Source organism: Psychrobacillus sp. FSL W7-1493 (genome assembly GCF_038004905.1).
GTDB lineage: Bacteria > Bacillota > Bacilli > Bacillales_A > Planococcaceae > Psychrobacillus.
This window is the reverse complement of the sequence record NZ_JBBOSB010000001.1, coordinates 2,084,134-2,108,629: the sequence shown is the minus strand read 5'-3', so window position 1 is coordinate 2,108,629 and position 24,496 is coordinate 2,084,134. Positions and strand designations below refer to the sequence as shown.

The 24,496-nt window shown below is 36.8% G+C and carries 28 protein-coding genes; 21 read left to right on the top strand and 7 right to left on the bottom strand.

Going from position 1 to position 24,496, the window contains the following annotated elements; all coding sequences use genetic code 11:
• Positions 1-11 precede the first annotated feature (11 nt).
• Positions 12-476 (bottom strand): hypothetical protein, encoded by a 465-nt coding sequence (locus MKX96_RS10705; RefSeq protein WP_340883605.1) that lies wholly within the window; start codon positions 474-476, stop codon positions 12-14.
• Between the two features lie 102 nt (positions 477-578).
• On the opposite strand from MKX96_RS10705, the gene MKX96_RS10700 reads away from it, so the two are divergent.
• A complete protein-coding gene (locus MKX96_RS10700) occupies positions 579-1,379 on the top strand; it encodes a class I SAM-dependent methyltransferase (RefSeq protein ID WP_340883604.1) in 801 nt (266 codons plus the stop codon).
• A gap of 38 nt (positions 1,380-1,417) precedes the next feature.
• Here the strand turns inward: MKX96_RS10700 and MKX96_RS10695 are convergent, their stop codons facing one another.
• Positions 1,418-2,824 carry an HD domain-containing protein gene (locus tag MKX96_RS10695; protein WP_340883603.1) on the bottom strand — a complete coding sequence of 469 codons (1,407 nt, stop codon included), beginning with the start codon at positions 2,822-2,824 and terminating at the stop codon, positions 1,418-1,420.
• A 474-nt stretch (positions 2,825-3,298) separates the two neighbouring features.
• Between MKX96_RS10695 and MKX96_RS10690 the strand changes: the two genes are divergently transcribed.
• The 5 genes from MKX96_RS10690 (at position 3,299) to MKX96_RS10670 (ending at position 8,496) form a co-directional block, all read left to right on the top strand.
• Positions 3,299-3,460 (top strand): hypothetical protein, encoded by a 162-nt coding sequence (locus MKX96_RS10690; protein ID WP_169359217.1) that lies wholly within the window; start codon positions 3,299-3,301, stop codon positions 3,458-3,460.
• A 687-nt stretch (positions 3,461-4,147) separates the two neighbouring features.
• The gene (locus tag MKX96_RS10685; protein WP_298469961.1) at positions 4,148-4,987 is read left to right on the top strand and encodes an ABC transporter permease subunit; all 840 of its coding nucleotides are present in this window, start codon (positions 4,148-4,150) and stop codon (positions 4,985-4,987) included.
• The gene (locus tag MKX96_RS10680) at positions 4,984-6,024 is read left to right on the top strand and encodes an ABC transporter permease (RefSeq protein WP_340883601.1); all 1,041 of its coding nucleotides are present in this window, start codon (positions 4,984-4,986) and stop codon (positions 6,022-6,024) included. The genes MKX96_RS10685 and MKX96_RS10680 overlap by 4 nt, the downstream gene beginning before the upstream one ends.
• Before the next feature lie 313 nt (positions 6,025-6,337).
• Entirely contained in the window at positions 6,338-6,730 is a 393-nt protein-coding gene (locus MKX96_RS10675; protein WP_340883599.1) for a hypothetical protein, read from the top strand.
• 512 nt (positions 6,731-7,242) lie between these two features.
• Positions 7,243-8,496 (top strand): Y-family DNA polymerase, encoded by a 1,254-nt coding sequence (locus tag MKX96_RS10670; protein ID WP_340883597.1) that lies wholly within the window; start codon positions 7,243-7,245, stop codon positions 8,494-8,496.
• A 60-nt stretch (positions 8,497-8,556) separates the two neighbouring features.
• Here the strand turns inward: MKX96_RS10670 and MKX96_RS10665 are convergent, their stop codons facing one another.
• Both MKX96_RS10665 and MKX96_RS10660 read right to left on the bottom strand, forming a co-directional pair.
• Positions 8,557-9,060: a cytoplasmic protein gene (locus MKX96_RS10665; protein WP_340883596.1), complete on the bottom strand. Its 504-nt coding sequence runs from the start codon at positions 9,058-9,060 to the stop codon at positions 8,557-8,559.
• Positions 9,061-9,369: 309 nt separating this feature from the next.
• Positions 9,370-9,804: a GNAT family N-acetyltransferase gene (locus MKX96_RS10660; RefSeq protein WP_340883595.1), complete on the bottom strand. Its 435-nt coding sequence runs from the start codon at positions 9,802-9,804 to the stop codon at positions 9,370-9,372.
• A 106-nt stretch (positions 9,805-9,910) separates the two neighbouring features.
• Here MKX96_RS10660 and MKX96_RS10655 point away from each other — a divergent pair, with 106 nt between their 5' ends.
• The 4 genes from MKX96_RS10655 to MKX96_RS10640 all read left to right on the top strand — a co-directional run bounded on the left by MKX96_RS10655 (position 9,911) and on the right by MKX96_RS10640 (position 11,751).
• Entirely contained in the window at positions 9,911-10,240 is a 330-nt protein-coding gene (locus tag MKX96_RS10655) for an MFS transporter (protein ID WP_340883594.1), read from the top strand.
• 54 nt (positions 10,241-10,294) lie between these two features.
• Positions 10,295-10,726 carry a GNAT family N-acetyltransferase gene (locus tag MKX96_RS10650; protein ID WP_340883593.1) on the top strand — a complete coding sequence of 144 codons (432 nt, stop codon included), beginning with the start codon at positions 10,295-10,297 and terminating at the stop codon, positions 10,724-10,726.
• Between the two features lie 79 nt (positions 10,727-10,805).
• Entirely contained in the window at positions 10,806-11,204 is a 399-nt protein-coding gene (locus tag MKX96_RS10645; protein ID WP_340883592.1) for a VOC family protein, read from the top strand.
• Between the two features lie 31 nt (positions 11,205-11,235).
• On the top strand, positions 11,236-11,751 hold the full coding sequence (locus MKX96_RS10640; protein WP_340883590.1) for a GNAT family N-acetyltransferase: 516 nt from the start codon (positions 11,236-11,238) through the stop codon (positions 11,749-11,751).
• Between the two features lie 179 nt (positions 11,752-11,930).
• Here MKX96_RS10640 and MKX96_RS10635 read toward each other — a convergent pair whose 3' ends face one another.
• The gene (locus tag MKX96_RS10635) at positions 11,931-12,677 is read right to left on the bottom strand and encodes an SDR family NAD(P)-dependent oxidoreductase (protein ID WP_340883589.1); all 747 of its coding nucleotides are present in this window, start codon (positions 12,675-12,677) and stop codon (positions 11,931-11,933) included.
• A gap of 184 nt (positions 12,678-12,861) precedes the next feature.
• Here MKX96_RS10635 and MKX96_RS10630 point away from each other — a divergent pair, with 184 nt between their 5' ends.
• The 5 genes from MKX96_RS10630 (at position 12,862) to MKX96_RS10610 (ending at position 18,110) form a co-directional block, all read left to right on the top strand.
• Entirely contained in the window at positions 12,862-14,616 is a 1,755-nt protein-coding gene (locus tag MKX96_RS10630; protein WP_340883588.1) for an ABC transporter transmembrane domain-containing protein, read from the top strand.
• Entirely contained in the window at positions 14,616-16,400 is a 1,785-nt protein-coding gene (locus tag MKX96_RS10625) for an ABC transporter ATP-binding protein (protein ID WP_340883587.1), read from the top strand. The genes MKX96_RS10630 and MKX96_RS10625 overlap by 1 nt, the downstream gene beginning before the upstream one ends.
• 91 nt (positions 16,401-16,491) lie before the next feature.
• Complete coding sequence (locus MKX96_RS10620) at positions 16,492-17,202, top strand: cytochrome c biogenesis CcdA family protein (RefSeq protein ID WP_340883586.1); 711 nt, start codon at positions 16,492-16,494, stop codon at positions 17,200-17,202.
• 16 nt (positions 17,203-17,218) lie between these two features.
• Positions 17,219-17,584 carry a response regulator gene (locus MKX96_RS10615; RefSeq protein ID WP_340883585.1) on the top strand — a complete coding sequence of 122 codons (366 nt, stop codon included), beginning with the start codon at positions 17,219-17,221 and terminating at the stop codon, positions 17,582-17,584.
• 40 nt (positions 17,585-17,624) lie between these two features.
• On the top strand, positions 17,625-18,110 hold the full coding sequence (locus MKX96_RS10610; RefSeq protein WP_340883584.1) for a CcdC family protein: 486 nt from the start codon (positions 17,625-17,627) through the stop codon (positions 18,108-18,110).
• A 15-nt stretch (positions 18,111-18,125) separates the two neighbouring features.
• Here the strand turns inward: MKX96_RS10610 and MKX96_RS10605 are convergent, their stop codons facing one another.
• Complete coding sequence (locus tag MKX96_RS10605; protein ID WP_169359200.1) at positions 18,126-18,569, bottom strand: DUF2621 domain-containing protein; 444 nt, start codon at positions 18,567-18,569, stop codon at positions 18,126-18,128.
• A 134-nt stretch (positions 18,570-18,703) separates the two neighbouring features.
• Between MKX96_RS10605 and MKX96_RS10600 the strand changes: the two genes are divergently transcribed.
• The 4 genes from MKX96_RS10600 (at position 18,704) to MKX96_RS10585 (ending at position 20,127) form a co-directional block, all read left to right on the top strand.
• Positions 18,704-18,919: a DUF1659 domain-containing protein gene (locus tag MKX96_RS10600; protein WP_340883581.1), complete on the top strand. Its 216-nt coding sequence runs from the start codon at positions 18,704-18,706 to the stop codon at positions 18,917-18,919.
• A gap of 18 nt (positions 18,920-18,937) precedes the next feature.
• Positions 18,938-19,150, top strand: a complete 213-nt coding sequence (locus MKX96_RS10595) for a DUF2922 domain-containing protein (protein WP_340883579.1) — start codon at positions 18,938-18,940, stop codon at positions 19,148-19,150.
• Positions 19,151-19,317: 167 nt separating this feature from the next.
• Positions 19,318-19,446 (top strand): YvrJ family protein, encoded by a 129-nt coding sequence (locus tag MKX96_RS10590; protein ID WP_169359197.1) that lies wholly within the window; start codon positions 19,318-19,320, stop codon positions 19,444-19,446.
• 93 nt (positions 19,447-19,539) lie between these two features.
• Positions 19,540-20,127 (top strand): SCO family protein, encoded by a 588-nt coding sequence (locus MKX96_RS10585; RefSeq protein WP_340883576.1) that lies wholly within the window; start codon positions 19,540-19,542, stop codon positions 20,125-20,127.
• Between the two features lie 227 nt (positions 20,128-20,354).
• Here MKX96_RS10585 and MKX96_RS10580 read toward each other — a convergent pair whose 3' ends face one another.
• Positions 20,355-20,603: a GlsB/YeaQ/YmgE family stress response membrane protein gene (locus tag MKX96_RS10580; protein ID WP_340883575.1), complete on the bottom strand. Its 249-nt coding sequence runs from the start codon at positions 20,601-20,603 to the stop codon at positions 20,355-20,357.
• A 533-nt stretch (positions 20,604-21,136) separates the two neighbouring features.
• On the opposite strand from MKX96_RS10580, the gene MKX96_RS10575 reads away from it, so the two are divergent.
• Positions 21,137-21,640: a DinB family protein gene (locus MKX96_RS10575; RefSeq protein WP_340883574.1), complete on the top strand. Its 504-nt coding sequence runs from the start codon at positions 21,137-21,139 to the stop codon at positions 21,638-21,640.
• A 116-nt stretch (positions 21,641-21,756) separates the two neighbouring features.
• The gene (gene acnA / locus MKX96_RS10570; RefSeq protein ID WP_340883573.1) at positions 21,757-24,465 is read left to right on the top strand and encodes an aconitate hydratase AcnA; all 2,709 of its coding nucleotides are present in this window, start codon (positions 21,757-21,759) and stop codon (positions 24,463-24,465) included.
• Positions 24,466-24,496 lie beyond the last annotated feature (31 nt).

Sequence of the window (24,496 nt, the reverse complement as noted above, 5' to 3'; positions counted from 1 at the left end):
TCATGTCTCTATTAATGCCAAGTATTACTCTCCACTAAACGAGCGAATAAAACATAAAACTCTCTTTCTGGATATTTCTGTTTCATTTTATCAATATGTTTAACAGCATACTCTTCTGCCTCTTTATAAGTAAGGTGGGTCATCGTGCCGCCTGAATTGGTACACATAGGTGGAGTTGCTTCGTTAATTTGTACAAAGGTGAATGTGATATAAATCCTTTCAGGAAGGTATTGGGCTCTTTTTAATTCGTCATCTGCTGTTCGATCGTTTTCTGAAAAATAGAATGTATCATGCTTATTCAGCAATCCAACTCTCTTTAACACCCACAGATCCGTGTAACCCATAGAAACTTCTTCTCGAAGGTTTGTATAGATTTCCTCTAGGCTATCACCTATTTTAGGGAAGGCATCTCCTCGGTTAGTTAAGTAAACAAAGTAGCTGATATTTTGAGTTTCATCCAGTAGCTTCTTGATCATTTTGCTCCTCCTTTTATTTTTAAATTATGATAAAGTAAGTATATTACATTAATTCATACTATTGTTTATTTTCGCCTAAACTTTAGTGAAAGGGTAGAGAAAATGGAAAAATTATTATCTTATATGAAAACTGTAGGAGATTCTTCTATTCAACTTATACAGCTTCAACATCGCCTAGGGCTAGTACAGGCATTTAATATTGAAAAGGGCATGAGAGTGCTAGAAATCGGGTGTGGTCAAGGTGATACCACAGTTGCATTGGCAGATGCAGTAGGTGAAACAGGATTTGTAATGGCAATTGATATTGCTGGCAGAGATTACGGTAAACCCATAACCTTAGGAGAAGCAACTGACTTTATAAAATCCTCCCCAATAGGTACCCGATTATCTTTTGATTTAGAAGCAGACTTCCTCATGATGAATATAGAAGAGACATACGATGTAGCTATTCTCTCTCACTGTCTTTGGTATTTTCAAGATCCTGCTATATTGCTTTCTTATCTTAAACGATTAAAGAAGGTAGCTAAGCGCATATGTATCGCCGAGTGGGACCTAGAATGGACTAAGCCAGAGCAGCTTGCCCATTTTTACTCAGCGAGCATATTAGCAATATATGCAGAACAGTTTGAAGACGATGGTAATATCCAAAATATTTTTCACAAGCAACAACTTAAAGAGATGCTGAAAGAAACAGGATGGAACCTGGTGGAAGCAAAAAATGTGGATGCATCGTTCCTACAAGATGGCAAATGGGAAGTAGACTATGCGATATCAGTGAGAGAGAAATTTAATCGTTCTCCCATTAAACTACAAACGCTAATTCAGAGTTATTATGCCTTACTAGAGAAAGCTACTAATAAGGATGTTCAATCATTAAACAGTATAGTATTAATCGCAAACTAGCCTAACACACTATAAGATTGCTAGACTCTTATGGAAAGTTAGGCAGGGTTTGTTTCATCATTCACGATATCGGTTATTTCTTTAACAGCCTTTGAAGTTTTCACAAAATGAAGCCACTTTGCATTAGCAGTTATTTTATTTTTCACATGGAGCTCTACTATATCTTTATCCTTTAAAATTGTTTGAAGTGAGCTTATCTTTCCATTGACTTTAGCGAAGGCAAGTTTATTTGCCAAAGTCGGATTAAGTGCATATGCAAAGTCAATGATATTGGAGTTAACTGGTAACTTAATAATATCCATTTTTGGTGTGTATATTTCTATTTCTTTATAAAATAGCTCTAGAGAGACTAACTCACAAAATGCAATTGGGTTATTCGTAATGGATTTAGCAAAAGGAATCGAGTTCCCTAAAAGAGAGGTACTTAGTGTTGTAGAATCAATAGACTTTAAGCAAGCGAATATCCCATTCTGGTAGAAGTATTGTGTTTGCCTATCCTGTAAAACAATTGTCATTGGAATCCCAGCTACCCTAACCTTTGTTTTGAGCTGTTTGATAAAGGGGTGTTTTTCAATGGCAATTTGGTCTACAAAATGATCTGGCATTGTTTCAAATGTGGAATGCACGAGACCAAGAGCTGTATAGCAGTTGAAGGTAGAATCAATGGTAATGTGAACAGTAAACATATCAGAAAGGTAAAATCCTTCACTTAACAAGTTGTACCCTTGAAATAAGGGGATATTAATCCATCTATATTTGGTAATTATGTGTGTAGTATCCTCTTTCATTAGTTTAGTAATAAATTCCTCATATGATTCCTCATAGACTTTTGTATAGTTATTTATCTTCTCACGAAATTGCTTATACCGTTCCGGATGCAAATAGCTGAAGGCTAGCTCTTCCAACTCCCTTTGGAGTGTAAATAACCCTATTCTTTCTGCCAATGGTGAAAAATATAGAAGTGTTTCGTTTGAATAGGGAATTTTCTTTTCCGTTCTTTTGATAGCCAGGGTTCTCATATTATGCAAACGATCTGCGAGTTTAATAGCTGCTATTCGTATATCTTGAATAGCATAGGAGAGGAGCTTCTCCATATTAATGGCACTATACTCCTCTTTTTCAAACGTACCTTTTTCAAACTTCGTTAACCCATCCACGATAAAGGCGACATCTTTTCCAAATAAAAGCTCTATTTCCTTGAGATCAACTGTTGTATCTTCCACTACATCATGAAGTAAGGAGCAGACTAAAGTCGTTATGTCAGCCTTGTATTCGGATAGAATCAGGCACACCTCGAAAGGGTGGATAATGTAAGGCTCACCAGTTGCTCGTGTTTGGCCAACATGCGCCTTTTCGGCAAAATCCATGGCACTTCTTAGTTGAACTAATTCTCTTTCCTCTAAATAGTTACAGCTATGTATAAGCTGCTCTTTTACTTCCTTCATTTGAAATCACCTCCATTTATTAATATATGTATTAAGTCCTCCTTGAGCAAAGCAATTTAGACTAATTAAGTGGTATTTATATTTATTCTACCGAAATCTCAGAATTCCTTTTTAAATGATAGAACAATCCTAAATATTTGGAGTCTACCCGTATGAGCGCCAATAAATGAATGGAGAGTGTCCCATAAAGAGTGAAAACTCGCCCATAAAATATGAAATAGTGCCCCATAAAGATTAAGAAGTGTCCCATAAACGAGGAAAGCGCCCGTAAATGGTTGGAGAGTGTCCCATAAACATTGAAAACTCGCCCGTAAAATATGAAATAATGTCCCATAAAGATTAAGAAGTGTCCCATAAATTGAGTGTAATTCACTCGAGGTTACAAGATTTTAAATTATCTATTCGATGTTCCTAATTTTTGATTAAAAGTTTCTTTTTAGATAAATTTAAAGTAATGCTTGAGGAGGGTTTAATATGAAATGTGGTGCAAAATGCTTTTTAGTGGAGATGGAAGTGAATGGAGTAGTAGAGGTTATACCGGTGAACGCCCGATCACCAATTGAGGCAAGAAAAACTATTCGTTTAGAATATGGGAAAGAAACTAAGGTTCTCACAGTTACTCCCGAAAAAAGTTAGCCAATAATTTATAGATTATTTTTCTAATCGTTATATGAAATGACGCAAAAAAATGAGCTGGACCACGTAGTCCAAGCTCATTTTTTGTGTTTTATCAAGACACACAGTTAATCAACTTAATCGACCTTTTTAGTAAAAGCCCAGATAAGACTAATTATTACTGAGCTGATTATAGTTGCCAATAATAAGGAAAATAAACTTACAAATAAAAATGAACCATAATCCTCTAATTCCTTAAACGGATTATCTGTAATGAAAGAATCACTTATCAGAAATACTAATAAAGTTGGGATAAAAATATAGGGAAATAATTTCTTGAAATAGCTGTTGAAATCTAGATATTTAGAGTTTTTTGTTTTGCTTATCATATAAAATCCCCCATAGATAAACTACACCGTTGAGTGTCGCTTCAGAATTGAGTAATGCCTCTTATATTCATTACTTTACATATATTAACTTATTCGACATAGTCCGATAAAAACCTTCCTCTTACCATAACCTTCAAAGTTAACCATTTACCCATTACAGAGATTTTTTAGAATCATAGTTTAAGTGAAGCATTTAACAATTAAAACTAAAAACTACCTTTTTCCTCTAAATATATTGAGTCTCCTGAAAATTCTCTTTTATTCGTTAATTATTGTGATATGATAATTTCATCGTAAATTTTAGTCACGGGGGATTATTATGAAAGTTTTTTGGAGATGGATGTTTCAGCTAGGTGTTGCGTTTATTGGTATTGTACTGATTAGTGGATTACCGTTGTTAATTACAGGCTTCCAGCAAGGGGAGTTTTGGTGGAAAGAATATAGAGACCACCTATTTGGATTGTTTCCTTTAAGTAAACTATTAGAAAAATATGCGGGTTTGCATATTGGAGAATACATCCAGTATTCTCTCGAGACTTTATTTTTGGCACTTATAGTGGCTGTTCTGTTAGCTCTATTTTTTACTGTGATCACTATGTTATGTAAAGAACGAGTTAGACAGCGGATTAAAACTGTTTTTTTCTTTTTGGAATCAATTCCGGATATATTGATTATAATGCTCATTCAGCTTCTAGTGATCATCATTCATAGGCATACAGGAGTATTTGTGAAGATAGCCGTTACAGGTGGGGAGAAAATTTATTTGCTTCCAGTAGTATGTTTGATGATTCTTCCTATGGTTCAGCTTTACCGATTAAGTATGCTTACTTTTGAGGCAGAGGAACGGAAAATGTATACAGAGCTTGCAAGATCGCTTGGATTCGGCAAATTGATTATTTTACTCATACATATGTTTAGAAACGCGATTATTAGTATCTTTTTTCAATCGAAAAAAACGATGTGGTTTATGCTTTCCAACTTATTTATCCTAGAACGTATGTTTAATATGCCAGGTATTATGTTTTATTTGAGTGCTAATATAACTGGAGAGTTATTTTTTATAACGGTGTGTAGCTTCTTTTTCCCAGTGTTCCTCCTGTATAGCTTTGGTGAATGGTATTTTCTACGTCATGTGAACAAGGGGAGAGCAATAGGATGAAGCAAAAATCAATTTGGAGACAGCCTTATTTTGTGTTTGGATTTATTATATTAGCCTTCTTTTTATTAGGTAGTTTTATATTTGAATGGATTTTTGGACCAGATCCGAAGCAAACCTACTTTTTAATGGAGAATGGCAGAGTTATAGAAGCTGCGCCGTTATCTCCTAGCTGGATGCACCCACTTGGGACGGACCAGTATGGCTATGACATGTTTGCTAAAATCATGCTTGGTGCAAAATATACCATCATTTCGGCAATGGGTGTTGCAGCTGTTCGAATGCTCATCGCAGTACCGCTAGGGTTTGCAATCGGTACTTATTGGCAGAAGAGACGTACGCTTATTAACAGTGCTATTGATCCTCTACATTATATTCCTATGACGATATTCTCTTATCTAATGCTTTACCCTGTGTTATGGGAGCCGATGGAGGGATTTTCTACAACAGTATGGGAGCGAATTATTATTCAAGTAGTATTAATGGCAATCATTACGGTACCGATAGTAGCTTCACTTATAGGTAATGAGGCTAACCTTCTCTATCAGGAGGAATATGTTTTAGCTTCTAAAACACTGGGTGCTGGACGACCGAGAATTATTACTCGTCATCTATTTCCAATGATGAGAGAGAAATTATTTGTTTTATATGGCCAACAGGTAGTAGAAACATTAGTGGTGTTCACTCACCTAGGATTGTTGCAATTATATATTGGAGGTACGGCAGTTAGCTATGACCCTATGTTTGGAGACCCTCCAAAATCGATTGCCTATGAATGGGCTGGACTTTTTGGATCATCTTTCCGATATTTACAAGGTGTGCCTTGGCTCCCACTAGGTCCTGCAATATGCTTTGCCTTAGTTATTTTAGCCATTTCCGCCATGATAGAAGGTTATACTCGGGCTGTGAATGGACAAGTCAGAATTCCAAAGAGAAAGAAAGTGGCGTTTGTATCTGAGGACGTCGTGGAATGGAATAAGCAACAGCTACAGGATAAAATGCAACTTTTACATGAGGGGAAAGAAAAGCAGAAAGTTTAGGAAAACCTATTAACCTCCTCTCATGTAAGCCAGAGGTCACTAAGTAGAATGAATGACAGCTAGGCTCATAATAAAGACAAGTCTATGTTGTAACTAACGAGTTTACTTCAGAGGCGCAAACATAGTAAAACGCACTTGAATTCAAAATGTAATTCACAGTGCGTTTTTACTGTTTTAATTTTGGGGGATTAGTAGGTGAATTACACACTTAGGATAATGGATATTTATGTTAAAATGATATTACGGATCTGGAAAGATTGTAAAAGGGTGTCCTTGCGCTAACCGGGCAGGTTAATAAAATGGAGGGGAATTTTTGAAAAGAAACAAAGTACTAATTTTCATTATATCTGTGATTTTTTTATTGTGCTTAGTGTGGATTTTATTTCCTAATAAAAGTGCAGAAGTAAAAAGGTTCACCTATGAGATAGAGGAAAACAATGATGACCTTATTTTTGAAGTTAACTTTCAATTCATTAATTATACAGGTGATTTTAGTTATGCAACTATTGTTTTAGACAGTTTTTTTTATCAGCGACTTAAGAATCCCGAATCTGTTGAACCCATTTTTTTAAACGGTTTAGTATCTGGTTCTACAACAATAATTATTAACAAAGAGGATTTAACTCCAGACTTTATTGAATCGTTAAAATCAAAGGAAAGAAATCCTTTTCGTGCTATAAGTATCGGGGAAGAAATTATTTTGTAATAAATCGACTAACGGGGCGTTCGTTAAAATAGATAGAAAAGATCTGTGACATAACTAGTCAATAAATTAAAAGATGTGAGATCAGCAACTTGATTTCACGTCTTTACTTTTTTAAAGATAACTGATTTCTAATTAAAAATTATTTCTCTGTTCTCATTGTTTGGAGCAAAGCGACGTGAGGAGATTAAAATCGTGCACCGCAGAAAGCGCCCGCCGGAGCGGAAAACAGCTATATTGTATTTTGAAGAAACTTTTGTTGCAACCTTTTTTATCTGCGAAATATACTGTGATTTATTTTGTGAAATACTGTGTTTTTAAGACGGTGATTTTACGTTTGCACCTCACAAGTAAACCTGTAATTGTAACGAGTTTTTAAATTTAAAATGGCCATCCGAGCAAATGTCAGCCAGTCCGATACAACTCCTCCAATGGTCTACATTACCATTGAATAAGAACGTACGTTTGTATTATACTAAGAGGAACAAATGTTTCTTTTGGGAGGAGAAGCTTTTATGTATGAGGGCTTAGAAGATCGAAGCATTATTTGTATAGACATCCGAAGCTTTTTTGCAAGCTGTGCTGCGGCAGAGGCGGGGCTTGATGTGATGAATACGCCTATTGCGGTTATTGGAAACTTGGAGCAGAAGGGAAGTATTGTGCTTGCTGCTTCACCTCCGATGAAAAAAAGGTTTGGTGTTAAAACGGGGTCCAGATTATTTGAAATACCAGACGATCCTTCCATCCATCTACTAGAGCCGAAAATGGAGTTTTTTGTTCGGGTTTCAATGGAGATAACACGTTATTTAAATCAGTTTGTCCCAAGTGAATCTATTCATGTGTACAGCGTGGATGAATGCTTTGCTGATTTAGGGGGAACCGAAAAGCTTTGGGGACCAATTGAGCGTACAGTCAAACGTATTCAGGATGGCCTGCATTATCAGTTTCAGCTTCCATGTGCAGTGGGGTTGGGGCCGAATATGCTTGTGGCAAAGCTGGCACTTGATTTGGAGGCAAAAAAAACTGGCTTTGCCAAATGGACGTATAAAGACATCCCTAAAAAGCTGTGGCCTGTTTCCCCGTTAAGTGAAATGTGGGGGATAGGATCACGATTGGAAAAAACGTTAAATAATATGGGGATTTTCAATGTAGGGCAGCTCGCAAACACTTCCTTGGATCTACTGGAGGAAAAATTTGGGGTGATGGGAAATCAGCTGTACCACCATGCCTGGGGGATAGATCTCTCGGAACTGGGAGCACCCATTGTAGATGGTCAGATAAGCTATGGAAAGGGTCAAGTATTGTTTCGCGACTATCGAACGAAAAAAGAAGTAATGGCAGTCATACTGGAAATGTGTGAGGACGTGGCCAGAAGAACAAGAGAAGCTAATATGGTTGGACGCACTATTCATCTATCGGTCGGTTATAGTAAGGAAGTTTTTGGTGGTGGATTCAATCGTTCACGCTCTATAGATGAACCAACGAATGCGACCATGAAAATCTATAAAATGTGCGAGCAAATTTTTGATGACTTTTACGACCGCAGCCCGGTAAGGAAACTATCCATTTCGATCACCAATCTAGAGCCAGAGAACTCGATGCAGCTAAGCCTTTTTGAGGAAGGGAAGTGGAAGGAACGAAAGCTTGGGAAAACGATGGATTATCTTCGAAACAAGTATGGTTCAACCGCTGTTTTACGTGCAGTTTCCTATACGGAAGCTGGCACTGCTGTTAAGCGGGCGGGCCTACTTGGAGGACATAAGAAATAAAAAAGGGAGGACTTGGACGTTGGTCACAAGCCTCCTTTTTTACATACTAGAACCATTATTTTAGTCTAGCTTAATCATAATAGTGTCATGAGGCATTACTTTCATACTTGGCTTAATGCATTGGTCATTTACCAAAATAGAACCGCTTTTTATTTTATCAACGACAACAGTCCTACTCCAATCAGGTATTTGTTGAGAAAGAAGAGAGTCAATACGATACACCCCTTCTATAGACTTAATCATTATATGAACTTCCGATACTCGATTTTCTAGATAAAGATGAACGGGTATTTCTGTCAAAATGCTTTTTTGATATACAGGCTCTCGTCCATAAACCCTCTCATGTTTACGAAAAGCTTTATAAATGTCTAGCTTTTTATTCCAAGTGTGGTTTTTTTCGCATTTGTAAATAGCAAATCGGTATATATGCTTCCCATTAGAATTATGTCTTCGTATATTAGTGTCGGTAAACGTAGAGTTTTTCCCACACATTTTGCAATGCTTTATCTCTGAACGAACTGTTTGCTTCTTTAGAATTTCCCAATCATGACGTATAACGGTCATTTCCTTCACCTCATATAAGATAAAGGAACAATTGCATCCGTTTGGACATTGGTAGAATCGTTATTAATTTGTACAACAAAAAAGAGACCCCAAAAGGATCCCTAAAAGCATACGAAACTACTGGTTTGCTCTTGTTCCTTTGTAATGGTAGATGGGCAGACTAATCCCTTGGTTAAAATAATCAGGAAAAGTGCTATCCAATTTAGTTGATCCATTACAAAGTAAATGTTGGCATAAGAGTTTGTATCCTTTCTCCAAACAGATTTAATCGTATTGTAGCATAAATTTTTTATTTTTAGAATAGTTAAATTAATTTAAGTGTTTGGTCATTAAAAGGTGGGGAATACCATCCTCCATGAAAGCATCGGAGGCTGTGTGATAACCAAGTTTCACGTAGAAGCCCTCGGCGTGCGTTTGACCGTGAAGCTTAACCTTAGAAAGACTCATATCCTTCGCTATTTCCTCTAGGGAATGGATAATGACTTTTCCTAATCCGAGTTTACGGAATGGCTCTAAAATGCAGATGCGTTCTAGCTTTCCTACTCCATCGACCGCTCGAATACGACCCGTACCTACTGCTTTATGATCGATGGACACTAAAATATGCTGGCACTGCCCATCCAACTGATCAAATTGATCAAATTCATCCTCTAAAGGAACACCCTGCTCTTCAACAAACACACTTTTTCTTATATTAAAAGCATTTTTTAAAGCTTCTTCCGTTGTAATTTTCTCGACAGTCATTTGCTTCATTCCTTTACATAATAATATAAATCTATTATTTCATAAATTATGTTATTTCGAGAAGAAAAGCAATGGAAAACTATTGGGAGAAGGAGGTATTTAGCTAATGCAAAAAGAATATAAAGCTATGGAGGTGAACGTTTTGTATTTTATTGTTGCAATTATTATATTAATAACCTTTATAGTAACAACCTTCCTGTCCTTGCTCGTGTCAAAAAAGTGGGGGCGCCGTCATGCGATGCTAACGAGTTTTGGAGTAAATGCATGCTTATTAGGAATAGTGGCAGCTATATTGTATGAGATGGACGCAAAAGAATTTTTGAAGAATACAAATAGTTTTAACGTTATGCTGTTGGCGGTGCCTGTTCTTTCATGGATCAATTGCTTTGTTATTATGCAAAAAAGCAAAACTTACACATCTAATAGGATGCAGTGAACTACCTTTCATCAGTACGTTTTAGAGTAATAACCGTGTAGGGATGGTGTTTAATTGGATGAAATTGTAGGAAACCAAATAGACGTACATATTTTTAAGTTACTAGAGCATGCCACATCAACCGAAAGAGTAAGAGAAGAATATAATCTGTATCAACAAATAGAAACAAGAACGCTTTATGGCTGGCAAACCAATGACGTCTATGTTGCATGTATAGGAATAGAAATGATAGAGAGACATCATGCAGAAATAAAGCATATAGCAGTTACCCCGAATAGTCGAAAACAAAAACTAGGAAGCAGAATGATAGATTATGTCGTGCAGGAGTTAGGGCTTCATCGATTAACCGCGGAAACAGACTGCGAATCGGTAGGTTTTTATCGGCGTTACGGGTTTACTGTTTCGAGCCTTGGCGAAAAATATCCTGGGGTGGAACGGTTCTTGTGTGGGTGGGAAGTAAAGACCCTGTCTACCAAACCAAAATAGGTGTGTCCAACTATAAACTTATGAAGAAGGATGCAAACACGAGGGTCCATACAATCAAGTTAAATACGGAGGAATGCTAATGTTTTTTGAAATGACAGTCCAAATAAGAGTATCCGATTTCACAAAAGGTCATCAATGGTATAAAACATTATTAAAAAGAGAGGGAGATCTTATTCCTCATGATGGGTTTGTAGAATGGGAAATAATTTCAGGCTGTTGGCTTCAGGTTTCGGAAGGCACTTCAGCAAAGGGGAGTGGTCCGTTGCGTTTAGCTGTGAAGGATTTGGTTGCAGAACGTGACCGAGTGATGAAGGAACTTAATATAGAATACTTCGAAATTCACTCGAGGGAAGAAGTTGGGGCTAAATGGGCCACTTTTATGGATCCATGGGAAAACCAAATTGGCTTTTTTGAATACATTGATAAACAGGAAGAAAAAGAGCGAATACAGTTGTTGAATAAGAATCAAAGCAATTAATAGCTCGTCTTCAGGGAGAGGGAGTTTTTAAATGAATATTAGTATTGAAAGGCTAAAGATGGAGGACATAGAAGAGCTATATCTTTTTGAATCCAAAAACAGGACTTATTTTGAACAGACAGTACCTTCAAGGGGAGAAGGTTACTATCACCACGAAATATTTATGAGGAAGAATATTGCTTTGTTAGAGGAACAAGCAAGGGAAGAATCCTATTTTTTTCTCATCAAGGAAGGGAAATCTATAATAGGGCGTATTAATTTAATAGATATTGATAAACAACAAAAAAAGGCCAATTTGGGCTACAGAATTGGAGCAGAGCACTCAGGGAAAGGGATTGCTAGTCTAGCAGTAGCATTGTTGCTACAAACCATTTCATGGGAAGAAATTAATCAAGTGAATGCTAAAACCACAGCTAATAACATCGCTTCACAAAAGGTTTTAGAGAAAAATGGATTTCAAAAGGTTCAAGCTAAGGAAAATGGCTTCTACATAGATGGAGAAAATTTAGAGTTCGTTCATTATACGTTAATAGGTGGACATTTTTGATTCCCTATCAGCCCTAAGCAATCCATACATAATAACTTTTACAGAACAATAGCTTTACGCACCTACAATTAATAGTAAAGTCAGTACCTATTGTCATCCTCAAATAACATAAACGATAAAAATCCTTTCACTCTCTTATGTAAAAGAATGAAAGGATTTTATTAGTTTAGAAGAGGGACTCATGCCTCATAGATCATCTTTTTTGTCATGCCACCATCGATTGTTACATTTGTGCCTGTTACAAAGTTGTTAGAAGGATCCGTCAAATATAGACAGGCCTTAGCGATATCACTTGGTTTTCCTACACGACCCGAGAAATGCTGAGCATGGTCTACCTCCCGGAGGTCGTTATAGTCTCCAGTTTCAATCCATCCAGGAGATATACAATTGACTATAATATTGTCCTTAGCCAATGAGCTTGCTAAGGAATGGGTCAGCGAAATAATGCCGCCTTTAGTAGCAGCATAGGACTCGGAGTTGGACTCGGACATAAAAGCTCTTGTAGAAGCCATCGATACGATGGACCCACCGTATTCATTATTTCTCATAATTTTGGCTGCTTCACGACTACAAAGGAAAACGCTTCGTAAATTTGTATGAATGACGTCATCCCACTCATCCAATGATAAGTCGTAAGGCGAGCTCGGTTGAAATTTCCCTGCATTGTTAATCAGTATGTCAATCGTTCCGAATTCTTTAGAAGTTTGTTCCATTAAATTTATAACGTCTTTTTCCACTCGGACATCCGTTTTTATAAAAAGACAAGAGTACCCCTGCTGTAAAAGAGATTCCTCCGTTTGTCTACCAAGCGATTCATTGTTATCAGCTAAAATCACGTGAGCACCATTCTCTGCGTATACTTGCGCAACTCCTCTGCCAATACCCTGAGCTGCGCCAGTAATGATTACTACCTTGTCATCGAACATTTTAATGCCGCCTTCCACTGTGTTTTTATTAAATGTATCATAATTATAATTTCTTGTACGAACCCAAATGATATTATTTAATAAAATATTTCAGATTCCGAATTATTTTGTTTTTCCATCTTTCGTAATGTTCAAACATTTGCTAAACTAGTAAAGTCTTAATTTGTAATATGGGGGAAATATAGTGAAAGTATTCTTGGAGTTGGGCTGGTATTTTAAACAAAGGAAAAAGCAATATTTATTTGGCGTTTTAATGCTTCTATTTGTTGCATTTTTGCAGCTTTTTCCACCAAAAATTATTGGGTTAGTAGTAGACGAGATTCATGCGGGGACACTTACTAACGAGTTTCTATTTAAATGGCTTACTATTTTAGCTTTAGCAGCAATAGGGATGTATGTTCTACGTTATTACTGGCGTATTATGATTTTTGGTTCTTCTATTTATCTCGCTAGGTTATTGAGAGAAAAACTATTTAATCATTTCACCAAAATGGCTCCTTCCTTTTACCAGAAAAAACGGGTTGGAGATCTTATGGCACATGCGACAAACGATTTGTCTGCAGTGCAACAGACGGCTGGGTCAGGTGTTTTAACCTTGGTGGATTCCTTGGCAACGGGGGGCTTTGTTATAGCTGCAATGGCAATTACGATTAACTGGAAGCTTACAATCATTGCCTTACTGCCATTACCGTTGATGGCCATTTCTACTAGTTATTATGGAAAACTGCTCCACCAACGTTTCCGTTTTGCACAGGAGGCTTTTTCTAGTTTAAATGATAAAGCTCAAGAAAGTATTTCCGGGGTAAAAGTCATTAAAACATTCGGACAAGAAAAAGAAGATACAGACGATTTTGTTAATCTATCAAAAGAAGTTGTCGCTAAAAATATGCATGTAGCCAAGGTAGATTCTTTATTTGACCCAACGATTTCTTTAGTCGTGGGAATGTGTTTCTTCTTGTCTATTGTGTTTGGAACACGTTTTATATTAGCTGATGAGATGAGCATTGGAGACCTATTTGCTTTTACTTCCTATTTAGGATTACTAGTTTGGCCGATGCTAGCATTTGGCTATCTATTTAATATTGTAGAGCGTGGAAGAGCTTCCTATGATCGGATAAGAAATATATTAGAGGAAGAAATTGAAATCGATGACCATGTAGGAGCATTGGACGTTAAGCCTAAAGGTGATATTCAATTTAATATTGAAGATTTCAAATTTACTGGTGACGATCGTGTTGCTTTGCACAATATCCAATTTACCCTAAAGCAAGGTGAAACATTAGGAATTGTAGGGAAGACCGGCTCAGGGAAAACAGCGATTTTAAAATTGTTAATGAGAGAGTTTGAGGGGTATCGCGGTAATATTATGTATGGCGACCATTCCATAGTTGCCTATAAGAAGAGAGCTTTGAGAGAGGCGATTGGTTATGTTCCTCAAGATCACTTCCTATTCTCTACGACAGTTGCTGGAAATATAGCGTTCGCAAATGCAGATGCAACGATGGATGAAATCTATGAAGCAGCAAGATTGGCCAATATCCACGAAGATATCCTTCAATTTACGGACGGCTATAACACGATAGTAGGAGAGCGGGGAGTATCGTTATCAGGTGGACAGAAGCAGCGTATTTCTATTGCACGTGCCTTGATGATGAAGCCAGAATTACTAATACTTGATGATTCTCTTTCAGCTGTTGATGCGAGAACAGAGGAAGCAATATTAGAATCATTGAAGAAAAGCCGTACAGATGAAACGACTATTATTACTTCCCATCGTTTAAGTGCCATTGCACATGCACATCAAATTATTGTGATGAATGAAGGTACTATTAAGGAAAAAGGGACGCATGAAGAGCTAATGGAACTAAAAGGGATGTATTATGAAATGTATCAGTTACAGCAATTAGAGAATCTTGTGGAAAAAGGGAGGGATGTCTGATGAATGAAAAACAGCCAACACTGACTGGGAAAGACCAATGGCTAGTTCTTAAAAGACTGCTAACCTACTTAAAACCACATAAAAAAATGATTGCTTTTGCATTGTTTTTATTAATATTAACGGTTACTGGAGATATCCTTGGACCATATCTAATAAAAACGTTTATGGATAATTATTTAACACCCAGAGAATTTCCTACTGGACCACTCGTTGGTCTGGCATTGGGATATATATTTATCCAAATTGGAAATGTTCTCGTAAGTTACTTCCAATTGTTAAAGTTCCAAGAGATTGCATTAAAAATCATTCAACAGATGCGTATTGATGTCTTTTCGAAAGTTCATCGCCTAGGGATGCGTTATTTTGATAAAACTCCTGCAGGTAGCATCGTATCTAGGGTTACCAATGATACCGAGGCCATCAAGGATATGTTTGTTAGTGTATTAGTAGGCTTTGTACAAAGTGGGTTTCTAGTTATTGGAGTCTATATTGCTATGTTCTTACTGAACGTAAAGCTTGCTTTAATTACTACCATTTTATTGCCTATTTTGTTTGTAATCATCATTACCTACCGTCGATACAGTTCGGTAGTATACCAGGACTTGAGGGAACGACTAAGTCAGTTGAATGCAAAGCTGGCAGAGTCTTTACAAGGGATGACTATGATTCAAGCATTTAGACAGGAAGATCGTTTGCAGGATGAGTTCAATGAAATCAATGAATCACATTGGAAGGCTGGAAGAAGAAATATAAAGCTAGACAGCCTGTTACTACGACCAGCAATCGATATGGTATATGCTTTAGCAATTATTATTCTCCTCAGCTATTTTGGAGTCACTTCTATGGATAATATCGTGGAGGTTGGGGTGATCTATGCTTTTGTTACTTATATAGATAGATTTTTTGAGCCAATTAACCAGGTGATGCAAAGGTTATCGATTTTTCAATTAGCGATTGTAGCTGCATCTAGGGTATTTAAACTGTTAGACGAGAGTGATTTGGCTCCTACACAGAAAAATGTGGAAACAGCTACGATTGATAAAGGGAAAATAGAGTTTCAAAATGTTACTTTTTCCTATGATGGAAAAACGAATGTCTTAAAGAATATCTCATTTACTGCTGAGCCTGGCCAAACGGTAGCATTAGTAGGGCATACTGGAAGCGGGAAAAGCTCAATTATAAATCTACTTATGCGTTTCTATGAATTTGAACATGGAGATATAAAAATTGACGGGCACTCTGTAAAAGATTTTCAGACTGCTGAAATTCGAAACAAGATGGGGTTAGTGCTACAAGATCCATTCCTTTTTTATGGGGATATTGAGAGCAACATAAGACTTCATGGTCACAATTTGACTGACGAAGAAGTGAGAGAAGCAGCTGAATTTGTGCAAGCCGATAAGTTTATTGAAAAGTTACCAAATGGATATAAGCAGAAGGTGTCGGAAAGAGGTTCTACGTTCTCGAGTGGTCAAAGACAGCTAATAGCGTTTGCAAGAACTATCGCAACGAATCCTAAAATCCTTGTTTTAGATGAAGCAACTGCAAATATCGATACTGAGACTGAGGTTGCCATCCAAAGTAGCTTAGAAAAAATGCGTAAAGGAAGAACGACTATTGCAATTGCGCATCGTCTAAGTACTATTCAAGATGCAGAATTGATCCTCGTTCTTCACCATGGGGAAATAGTAGAAAGAGGTACGCATCAGCAATTATTGAATGAGAAAGGCCTATATCACAAAATGTACCTGCTTCAAAATGGGGTAGTCGAGGATATAGCATAAAAAAATTCAAAAAGCTGTCACAAGCTTTAATAGGGTAAAAGTAAAGGAAATTTGATACGATAGGAACAGTAATTTGGAAAGGAAGACTGCCGTGAGTACAGATCTTAACTTACTACTGGCGTTCGGTGCTGGGTTTTTAAGCTTTATATCCCCTTGCACTTTACCGTTGTATCCTGCATTTTTATCTTATATAACTGGTATGTCACTAGAAGAAATTAAAACAGATAAAAAGCTAATGCAAAAAAGAGGTATGCTTCATACATTATTTTTCTTGCTTGGTTTCTCTGCTATATTTATCGCATTAGGGTTTGCCACATCGTTAATTGGTACATTTTTTATCCAGTATGATGACTTAATCCGTCAAGTTGGTGCAATTTTTATCATTGTATTTGGATTAATAGTCGTTGGAGTTTTTAAACCGGAATTTTTAATGAAAGAAAAAAAATTACAGTTTAAAAACAGACCATCTGGATACTTAGGGACTTTTTTAATAGGTATGGCTTTTGCAGCAGGCTGGCAGCCTTGTACCGGTCCGATTCTAGCGTCTGTATTATTACTAGCTGGATCTAATCCTGGTTCAGGCGTCTGGTATATGCTTGCATATGTTCTAGGCTTTGCAATCCCATTCTTTGTTCTGTCCTTCTTTATCACTAGATTGAACTGGATTCGTAAAAATAGTAATCTGATTGTTAAAGTCGGTGGCTATATTATGATTGCATTAGGTATTCTATTGTTTTTCGACGGATTAACTTATATAATTCGTATATTAAGCCCGATTTTTGGAGACTTTACTGGATTTTAAATAAGGAGGCAATGATATGCCGACAGTTTTAGTAGTGGATGATGCAGTGTTTATGCGTACAACCATTAAACGAATGCTAGATGATCATCCATTTGAGATAGTGGGCGAAGCCTCTAATGGACTCGAGGCTATCGAACAATATAGAAAGTTAAAACCCGATGTAGTCACAATGGATGTTACTATGCCAACTATGACAGGAATCGAAGCAGTAAAGCATATTATTGCTGAATTTCCAGAAGCCAGGATAGTAATGATCACTGCACTTGGGCAGCAAAAGCTTATTGTCGATGCGTTGGAGTACGGTGCAAAGGATTTCATCACCAAACCGTTTGATCCAGATCAACTCGTGAACGTGTTACGTAATGTAACCGACATATATTAAATCTATTAAATGAAGAAACTAAAAGATATGGGGAATACCAATGTTAGAAAATATTCCGGCCAATGTTATGATCATTGTCTCAACAGTCATTGCGCTCGGTATGGGAATTCTAGTCACAACCTTACGGGCAAAATCTGCAAAAAAACCAGCAAGTGCTAAAAAAATTTTATTACCCCCTTTGTTTATGTCAACCGGGGCAATAATGTTTGTATTTCCTTTCTTCCGAGTAACGTTAGCGCAAATAGGTGAAGCTTTGTTAATAGGAATGTTATTTTCTATCGTTCTAATATGGACGTCTAAGTTTGAACATAAGGATGGAGAAATCTATCTGAAACAGTCAAAAGCATTCATCTTCATATTAATCGGGCTTTTAATCATTCGTTTAGTTGGTAAAATTGCTCTTAGCTCTTCCATTGATGTGGGAGCATTAAGTGGAATGTTTTGGATTTTAGCATTTGGGATGATTGTCCCTTGGAGAATTGCAATGTTCATACAGTTTAAGAAAATGCAAAAACAGCCAATATAAAAACGAGCATCCTTTTTAAGGGGTGCTCGTTTTTTTTCGATCCTCTGACAAAGCAAAATACTTTTCAAATGGTGAAACATCTACTTCCATTTCCTTGAGTTTCTTACGTAAAAACTTATGATCTCTTTTAGGAGTGGCGATGATATATCCACGTATCAACAGTTCCTGTGTGATAGCCTTGGCATTTTCTTTTAAAGCAATTTCTCCAATTTTCCCAGCTATTTTTTGTTTTGCAACAGGTCTGAATAAATCAGGTACTGGAGTAACTAGCTCGTTTAACAAAGCTTTCTGTTCATCGTTCCATAGGTGTATAGTTTTATCTACATAATATTCTTCCCAGTCGAGATCAGATTTACCATCTCTTTTAGGCATCGATTTGAGGAACTTTCGGAACATGAAAAATCCGCCTATTCCCATCAAAGACACTAAGACAACAACCCAAAAAAGTATAAACCACATAAACCATCCTTCTAACAATCTCTTCACCTCATTCTTCTATCTATTAGTATAAGGTGTTTGAAATAATTTTTCATCATGAATGTATCCTTTCGAGTAAAAACTTTCTATATAGAGAGTGAAGGGAGGTGATTCAGATGGCTAATTTAGAACACAAGCATTCCGTATTAAGAATTACTTTTGAAGCTGGTATGGGTGAAAACGGTAAGTTAAAAACAAAGTCAAAAACGTATCGAAATGTAAAGGCTAGTGCTACTGCAGACCAATTAGAAGCTGCGGTAATAATTCTCTCAGGTTTTTCCGCAAGTCCATTTATCATAGCTGAGAAAGTACAAACATCTAATTTAAACTAAAAATAGGGAGGGTAAAACATGGCTAAAACATTACAACTTCAATTTGAAACAGCTAATGGGAAGGAATTGACCCTATCAGTAGACGAGCCTCGTGAAAATCTGACACGTGAGGAAATAGAAGCTGGGATGCAATCACTCATTAACAGCAACACTTTTCATGTAGATAGCTTTAGTTTGAGCGGTATTAAAGGTGCTAAAGTTGTTGAACGTAATGTCAATTCAATAATCTAACATGGGTAAGGGGGGTATTAAGAGAAAACAGCTCTTAATACCTTTTCAAATTTGAAGCGGAGAGTGGAAAAAAGCAGAGAGAATGTTTGGAGAGTGGCTTGGATCTTCTAGTAAATAGTGTTATAGTCGCTTGTACTTTTGGAGAAGATGAAAAGGAGGTTATCCCTATGGACCAGTGGCTTTCGGTTATTCAAGATGTAGGCTTCCCTATTTTTGTGTCATTCTATTTAATGCACAGAGTAGAGAGCAAGCTTGAAGAAATTAAAAATGCACTGTTATCCTTGAGCAACGTATAGACACAAAACTGTTGAAATCTAAAAGACAGAGTAGTTGAACGTAATATCCACATTGGTTAAGATTAGGCTAGGATGTTATAAAGGAGTCATGCAATGAAAAAATTATTGGGTATTATAATGATAAGCTTATTGGTACTAGCCGGTTGTGGAAGCAGTGACTTTAAAGCCCAAACAAACTGGGAAATAGAAGAATTTGAATTTGACAATCAACGAGGCGAAGAAACTTCTTTAGAGGATTTAAAGGGAACGGTTTGGTTGGCTACTTTTATCTTTACAAATTGTGAAACAATTTGTCCGCCAATGACATTTAATCTTGCAGAAATACAAGGAATGTTAAAGGAGAAGGGTATAGAGGATTATAAGATTGTGGGATTCAGTGTAGACCCTGAGGTTGATACTCCGGAAAAATTACAAGAATATTTGGACATGTTTGATGTGCCTGATCAAAGTAACTGGGAGCTTTTAACTGGATATTCTCAAGAATATATCTCCCAATTTGCGGAACAATCGTTTAAAGCGCTTGTTCGAAATAATCCAAACGATGACCAAGTAATTCATGGATCTCGTTTTTATTTGATCGATCAAAACGGTATTGCAGTGAAAAATTATACCGGATTCGAAGATGTACCTAAAGAAGAAATTGTAATTGATATGGAAACATTGATTGAAGAAGGTAAATAAATTCATATTTAAAACCTATTAAAGATTCCTTGGAGTTTTTAATAGGTTTTTTTATGAACTAATTAGAGCGACCTTTCAGCTCAAGTTCAAAACAAACTATTTTAAGGATCCTTAGGCTTTTAAATTCAACAAAAAAGAGGCTGCCTCCAATTTTTGATATTAATCAAAATTTGGGGCAGTCTCTTTTTCAAAAATAACCTTTTAAATCCGTGTTAACTTCATTAAAATTATTTACGCATACTTTTCAAGATTAAACTTAAAATAGCAACTAGGATAATAGCACCGATTAAAGCTGGAATAATTGCCATGTCCCAAATTACTGGTCCCATATCAGGGAAAATCATTCCACCGATCCAAGCACCAATGATACCAGCTACAATGTTTCCTATAATTCCACCAGGGATATCCTTACCAAGAATTAGTCCTGCTAGCCAACCGATGATCCCACCGATGATTAAGTATAAAATTAGTCCCATTTTCTTTCATCTCCTCAAATATTTATTAATTCGATTACACTCTTTGTATAGCCAACATGAGATGACGTTAAACCTCTTGCTTTTAAATTTAAATATTCCGTCTTTATTTTCCCGTAAAATTCATGACAACTGATTTACTTCTGAGACTAATAACTTACTTAGAAACACACAAGCTAAAATAACATAATCATATTTCTCTATATACTTTCTAAGAGTATAATGTAACTGAATTACTAGGATAATCGGTTACTGACTTCTATAGAAGGTCCCAACTATGGAACAAAAAAACGATTAACACGCCATTATAAGAAAAACTAAATGATTGTGTTTCCATGGTGATTGCCTTATCGCATACCAATACCTAGAGTATCCGATCAAACGAAAGGGAAACAATTAATTCATCTATTGAAAAGTACATAGATACCAGTAGTAAACTAAGCGAAGTATAAAGAGTGAAAAGAAATTAGATTGCAAGGTTGTATAGTGGGTATAAGAATAGATATAAACAAAACATAGTGTAGTGGAGGTAAATAATGTTTCTTGAAAAAAACAATACAATACGTGCAGAGCTTTTTAGACTTGTAGATTCATTAAATGAGGAGGAGTTCAATCGAAAACCGGATAATAACTCTTGGTCACCAAAAGAGATTATGGAACACTTAGTCAAAATGGAGAATACGATTGTAAAAGGGATTAAGTCGGAGTTAGCTGATCCTAATAGTCCGCATGCGAAAAAAAAGCCGATTCAGGTTTCGACCCTTCGTTTGATCAAAGTTAAGGCGCCAAAGTATACCGTGCCGAAGCCCGATTACGAGACAAAAGAGGTGATGAAAAGTCAATTACATGCAGCTAGAATGGAATTATTAAAAGTATATGCTAATAATGATTATCAAGTTTTTCAAGATAAGTCACTAAAGCATCCCTTATTTGGCAGGGTACCGCTTGTGCAGTGGTTTCCATTCGTTGGTTTACATGAAAAAAGACATTTAAAGCAATTAGAGAAAACAATTAAAAAGATAAAAGGTCATAAGAATTAATTATTACTTATAATAATTTTAATGTAATTTACTTATCGCTAGAGTTAAGTTATGATTAATGGTGGAGAAAAGTTACTTGAATAGAGTCTTTTCAATAGATATTAGGAGGAATACAAATGGCAAAAGATAGCTTACACAATAGCCGTACTTCTTTCACGCTAAATGGAAAAGAATATACTTATTATCGTTTAGCTGCTTTAGAAGAAGCAGGAATTGCAAACGTATCACGTCTACCATACTCAATTAAAGTATTACTAGAGTCTGTGTTACGTCAACATGATGGATATGTAATTAAAGATGAGCACGTTGAACAATTAGCAAAATGGGGTAAAGATGCGGATCCAGAAGCAGAGGTTCCATTTAAGCCTTCTCGTGTTGTCCTACAAGATTTCACAGGAGTACCAGTAGTAGTTGATTTAGCAGCATTACGTTCTGCGATGAACGAAATGGGCGGAAATCCAGATAAAATCAACCCTGCTATTCCAGTTGACCTTGTTATCGACCACTCCGTACAAGTAGATAAATACGGTACGGCATCAGCTTTACAAGCAAATATGGATCTTGAGTTTGAACGTAATGCAGAACGCTACAATTTCTTGAAATGGGCACAAACTTCATACGATAATTTCCGTGCTGTACCTCCAGCAACTGGTATCGTTCACCAAGTTAACCTAGAGTACTTAGCACCAATCGTTCATGTGAACGAAAGTGCTGACGGAACACTAGAAACATTCCCAGATTCAGTAGTAGGTACTGATTCACATACAACTATGATTAATGGTCTTGGTGTACTTGGATGGGGTGTAGGAGGTATCGAAGCTGAAGCAGGAATGCTTGGTCAACCTTCTTATTTCCCAATCCCAGAAGTTATCGGAGTAAAATTAGTAGGAGATCTTCCAAACGGAACTACTGCAACTGACTTAGCGCTTAAAGTTACTCAAGTACTTCGTCAACGCGGTGTTGTTGGTAAATTTGTTGAGTTCTTTGGTCCTGGTGTATCTAAATTACCACTTGCTGACCGTGCAACAATCGCTAACATGGCTCCAGAATATGGTGCAACATGTGGATACTTCGCAATTGATGAAGAATCTCTTGAATACTTACGTCTAACTGGCCGTGAAGAAGAGCATATCGAAGTAGTTGAAGCTTACCTAAAAGCAAACGACATGTTCTTTGATCCAGCTTTAGAGCCTGTTTATACAGATGTAATTGAAATTGACCTTGGAGAAATTCAAGCCAACCTTTCAGGACCAAAACGTCCACAAGATTTAATTCCTCTTACTGATATGAAATCTCGTTACCGTGAAAGCGTAGTAGCTCCTCAAGGTACACAAGGCTTCGGATTACCAGAGAAAGAATTTGATAAATCTGCAACTGTTAAATTTGAAGACAGAGATGTTGTTATGCCAACTGGTGCTGTAGCTATTGCTGCAATCACTTCTTGTACAAACACATCTAACCCATATGTAATGCTTGCAGCTGGTTTAGTTGCGAAAAAAGCAGTAGAAAAAGGATTGAAAGTTCCTGCTTACGTAAAAACTTCATTAGCACCAGGTTCTAAGGTTGTTACTGGTTATTTACAAGATTCAGGACTAGACAAATTCCTTGATGAAATCGGATTTAACACAGTTGGATACGGTTGTACAACATGTATCGGTAACTCTGGTCCATTATTGCCAGAAATCGAGAAAGCAATTATTGACGAAGATCTTTTCGTAACTTCAGTTCTTTCTGGTAACCGTAACTTTGAAGGCCGTGTACATCCATTAGTAAAAGCTAACTACTTAGCTTCACCACCATTAGTTGTTGCGTATGCTCTTGCTGGTACTGTTGACATCGATTTACAAAAAGATTCATTTGGTAAAGACCAAGATGGCAACGAAGTATTCTTTGCTGATATTTGGCCATCTACAGAAGAAGTTAACCAAGTGCTTTCTAAAGTAGTTACTCGTGAGCTATTCCAAAAAGAATATGCACGCGTATTTGATGAAAACGAAGCATGGAATGCAATTGAAACTTCAACTGAATCATTGTATTCATTTGATGACAAATCAACTTACATTCAAAACCCACCATTCTTCCAAGGATTATCTAAGGAGCCAGGTTCAATTGAAACGCTTGCTGGACTTCGCGTAGTTGCGAAATTCGGTGACTCTATTACAACTGACCATATCTCTCCAGCAGGTGCTATCGGTAAAGATACACCAGCAGGTAAATACTTGCGTGAAAATGGCGTAGAAATTCGTGATTTCAACTCATACGGTTCACGTCGTGGTAACCATGAAGTAATGATGCGTGGTACATTCGCTAATATCCGTATCCGTAACCAAATTGCTCCTGGTACAGAAGGTGGATACACTACTTACTGGCCAACGGGCGAAATCATGTCTATCTATGATGCTGCTATGAAGTACCAAGAAGAAGGTACTGGTTTAGTAGTAATCGGTGGAAAAGATTACGGGATGGGATCATCTCGTGACTGGGCAGCAAAAGGAACAAATCTTTTAGGTATTAAAGCTGTTATTACAGAAAGCTTTGAGCGTATTCACCGTTCAAATCTTGTAATGATGGGTGTTCTACCACTTAACTTCTTGCCAGGAGAAAATGCTGAAACATTAGGATTAACTGGTAAAGAGGAAATCAGCATTAACATTGCTGAGGGAGTTAAACCTCGTGATATTCTGAAAGTAACTGCTAAAGCTGAAGATGGTTCTGTAAAAGAATTCAACGTGCTTGCTCGTTTCGATTCAGAGGTTGAGGTAGATTACTACCGTCATGGTGGTATCCTTCAAATGGTATTACGTAACAAAATGCTAGAAGCTTAATAAATAGATGAAAGAACCTAAATCTTAAATG

Bases quoted from the DNA above. Each gene is read 5' to 3' on its own strand.
- MKX96_RS10705 (WP_340883605.1), bottom strand. From the start codon at position 476: ATGATCAAGAAGCTACTGGATGAAACTCAAAATATCAGCTACTTTGTT.
- MKX96_RS10700 (WP_340883604.1), top strand. From the start codon at position 579: ATGGAAAAATTATTATCTTATATGAAAACTGTAGGAGATTCTTCTATT.
- MKX96_RS10695 (WP_340883603.1), bottom strand. From the start codon at position 2,824: ATGAAGGAAGTAAAAGAGCAGCTTATACATAGCTGTAACTATTTAGAG.
- MKX96_RS10690 (WP_169359217.1), top strand. From the start codon at position 3,299: ATGAAATGTGGTGCAAAATGCTTTTTAGTGGAGATGGAAGTGAATGGA.
- MKX96_RS10685 (WP_298469961.1), top strand. From the start codon at position 4,148: ATGAAAGTTTTTTGGAGATGGATGTTTCAGCTAGGTGTTGCGTTTATT.
- MKX96_RS10680 (WP_340883601.1), top strand. From the start codon at position 4,984: ATGAAGCAAAAATCAATTTGGAGACAGCCTTATTTTGTGTTTGGATTT.
- MKX96_RS10670 (WP_340883597.1), top strand. From the start codon at position 7,243: ATGTATGAGGGCTTAGAAGATCGAAGCATTATTTGTATAGACATCCGA.
- MKX96_RS10665 (WP_340883596.1), bottom strand. From the start codon at position 9,060: ATGACCGTTATACGTCATGATTGGGAAATTCTAAAGAAGCAAACAGTT.
- MKX96_RS10660 (WP_340883595.1), bottom strand. From the start codon at position 9,804: ATGACTGTCGAGAAAATTACAACGGAAGAAGCTTTAAAAAATGCTTTT.
- MKX96_RS10655 (WP_340883594.1), top strand. From the start codon at position 9,911: ATGCAAAAAGAATATAAAGCTATGGAGGTGAACGTTTTGTATTTTATT.
- MKX96_RS10645 (WP_340883592.1), top strand. From the start codon at position 10,806: ATGTTTTTTGAAATGACAGTCCAAATAAGAGTATCCGATTTCACAAAA.
- MKX96_RS10640 (WP_340883590.1), top strand. From the start codon at position 11,236: ATGAATATTAGTATTGAAAGGCTAAAGATGGAGGACATAGAAGAGCTA.
- MKX96_RS10635 (WP_340883589.1), bottom strand. From the start codon at position 12,677: ATGTTCGATGACAAGGTAGTAATCATTACTGGCGCAGCTCAGGGTATT.
- MKX96_RS10625 (WP_340883587.1), top strand. From the start codon at position 14,616: ATGAATGAAAAACAGCCAACACTGACTGGGAAAGACCAATGGCTAGTT.
- MKX96_RS10615 (WP_340883585.1), top strand. From the start codon at position 17,219: ATGCCGACAGTTTTAGTAGTGGATGATGCAGTGTTTATGCGTACAACC.
- MKX96_RS10610 (WP_340883584.1), top strand. From the start codon at position 17,625: ATGTTAGAAAATATTCCGGCCAATGTTATGATCATTGTCTCAACAGTC.
- MKX96_RS10605 (WP_169359200.1), bottom strand. From the start codon at position 18,569: ATGTGGTTTATACTTTTTTGGGTTGTTGTCTTAGTGTCTTTGATGGGA.
- MKX96_RS10600 (WP_340883581.1), top strand. From the start codon at position 18,704: ATGGCTAATTTAGAACACAAGCATTCCGTATTAAGAATTACTTTTGAA.
- MKX96_RS10595 (WP_340883579.1), top strand. From the start codon at position 18,938: ATGGCTAAAACATTACAACTTCAATTTGAAACAGCTAATGGGAAGGAA.
- MKX96_RS10590 (WP_169359197.1), top strand. From the start codon at position 19,318: ATGGACCAGTGGCTTTCGGTTATTCAAGATGTAGGCTTCCCTATTTTT.
- MKX96_RS10585 (WP_340883576.1), top strand. From the start codon at position 19,540: ATGAAAAAATTATTGGGTATTATAATGATAAGCTTATTGGTACTAGCC.
- MKX96_RS10580 (WP_340883575.1), bottom strand. From the start codon at position 20,603: ATGGGACTAATTTTATACTTAATCATCGGTGGGATCATCGGTTGGCTA.
- MKX96_RS10575 (WP_340883574.1), top strand. From the start codon at position 21,137: ATGTTTCTTGAAAAAAACAATACAATACGTGCAGAGCTTTTTAGACTT.
- acnA (WP_340883573.1), top strand. From the start codon at position 21,757: ATGGCAAAAGATAGCTTACACAATAGCCGTACTTCTTTCACGCTAAAT.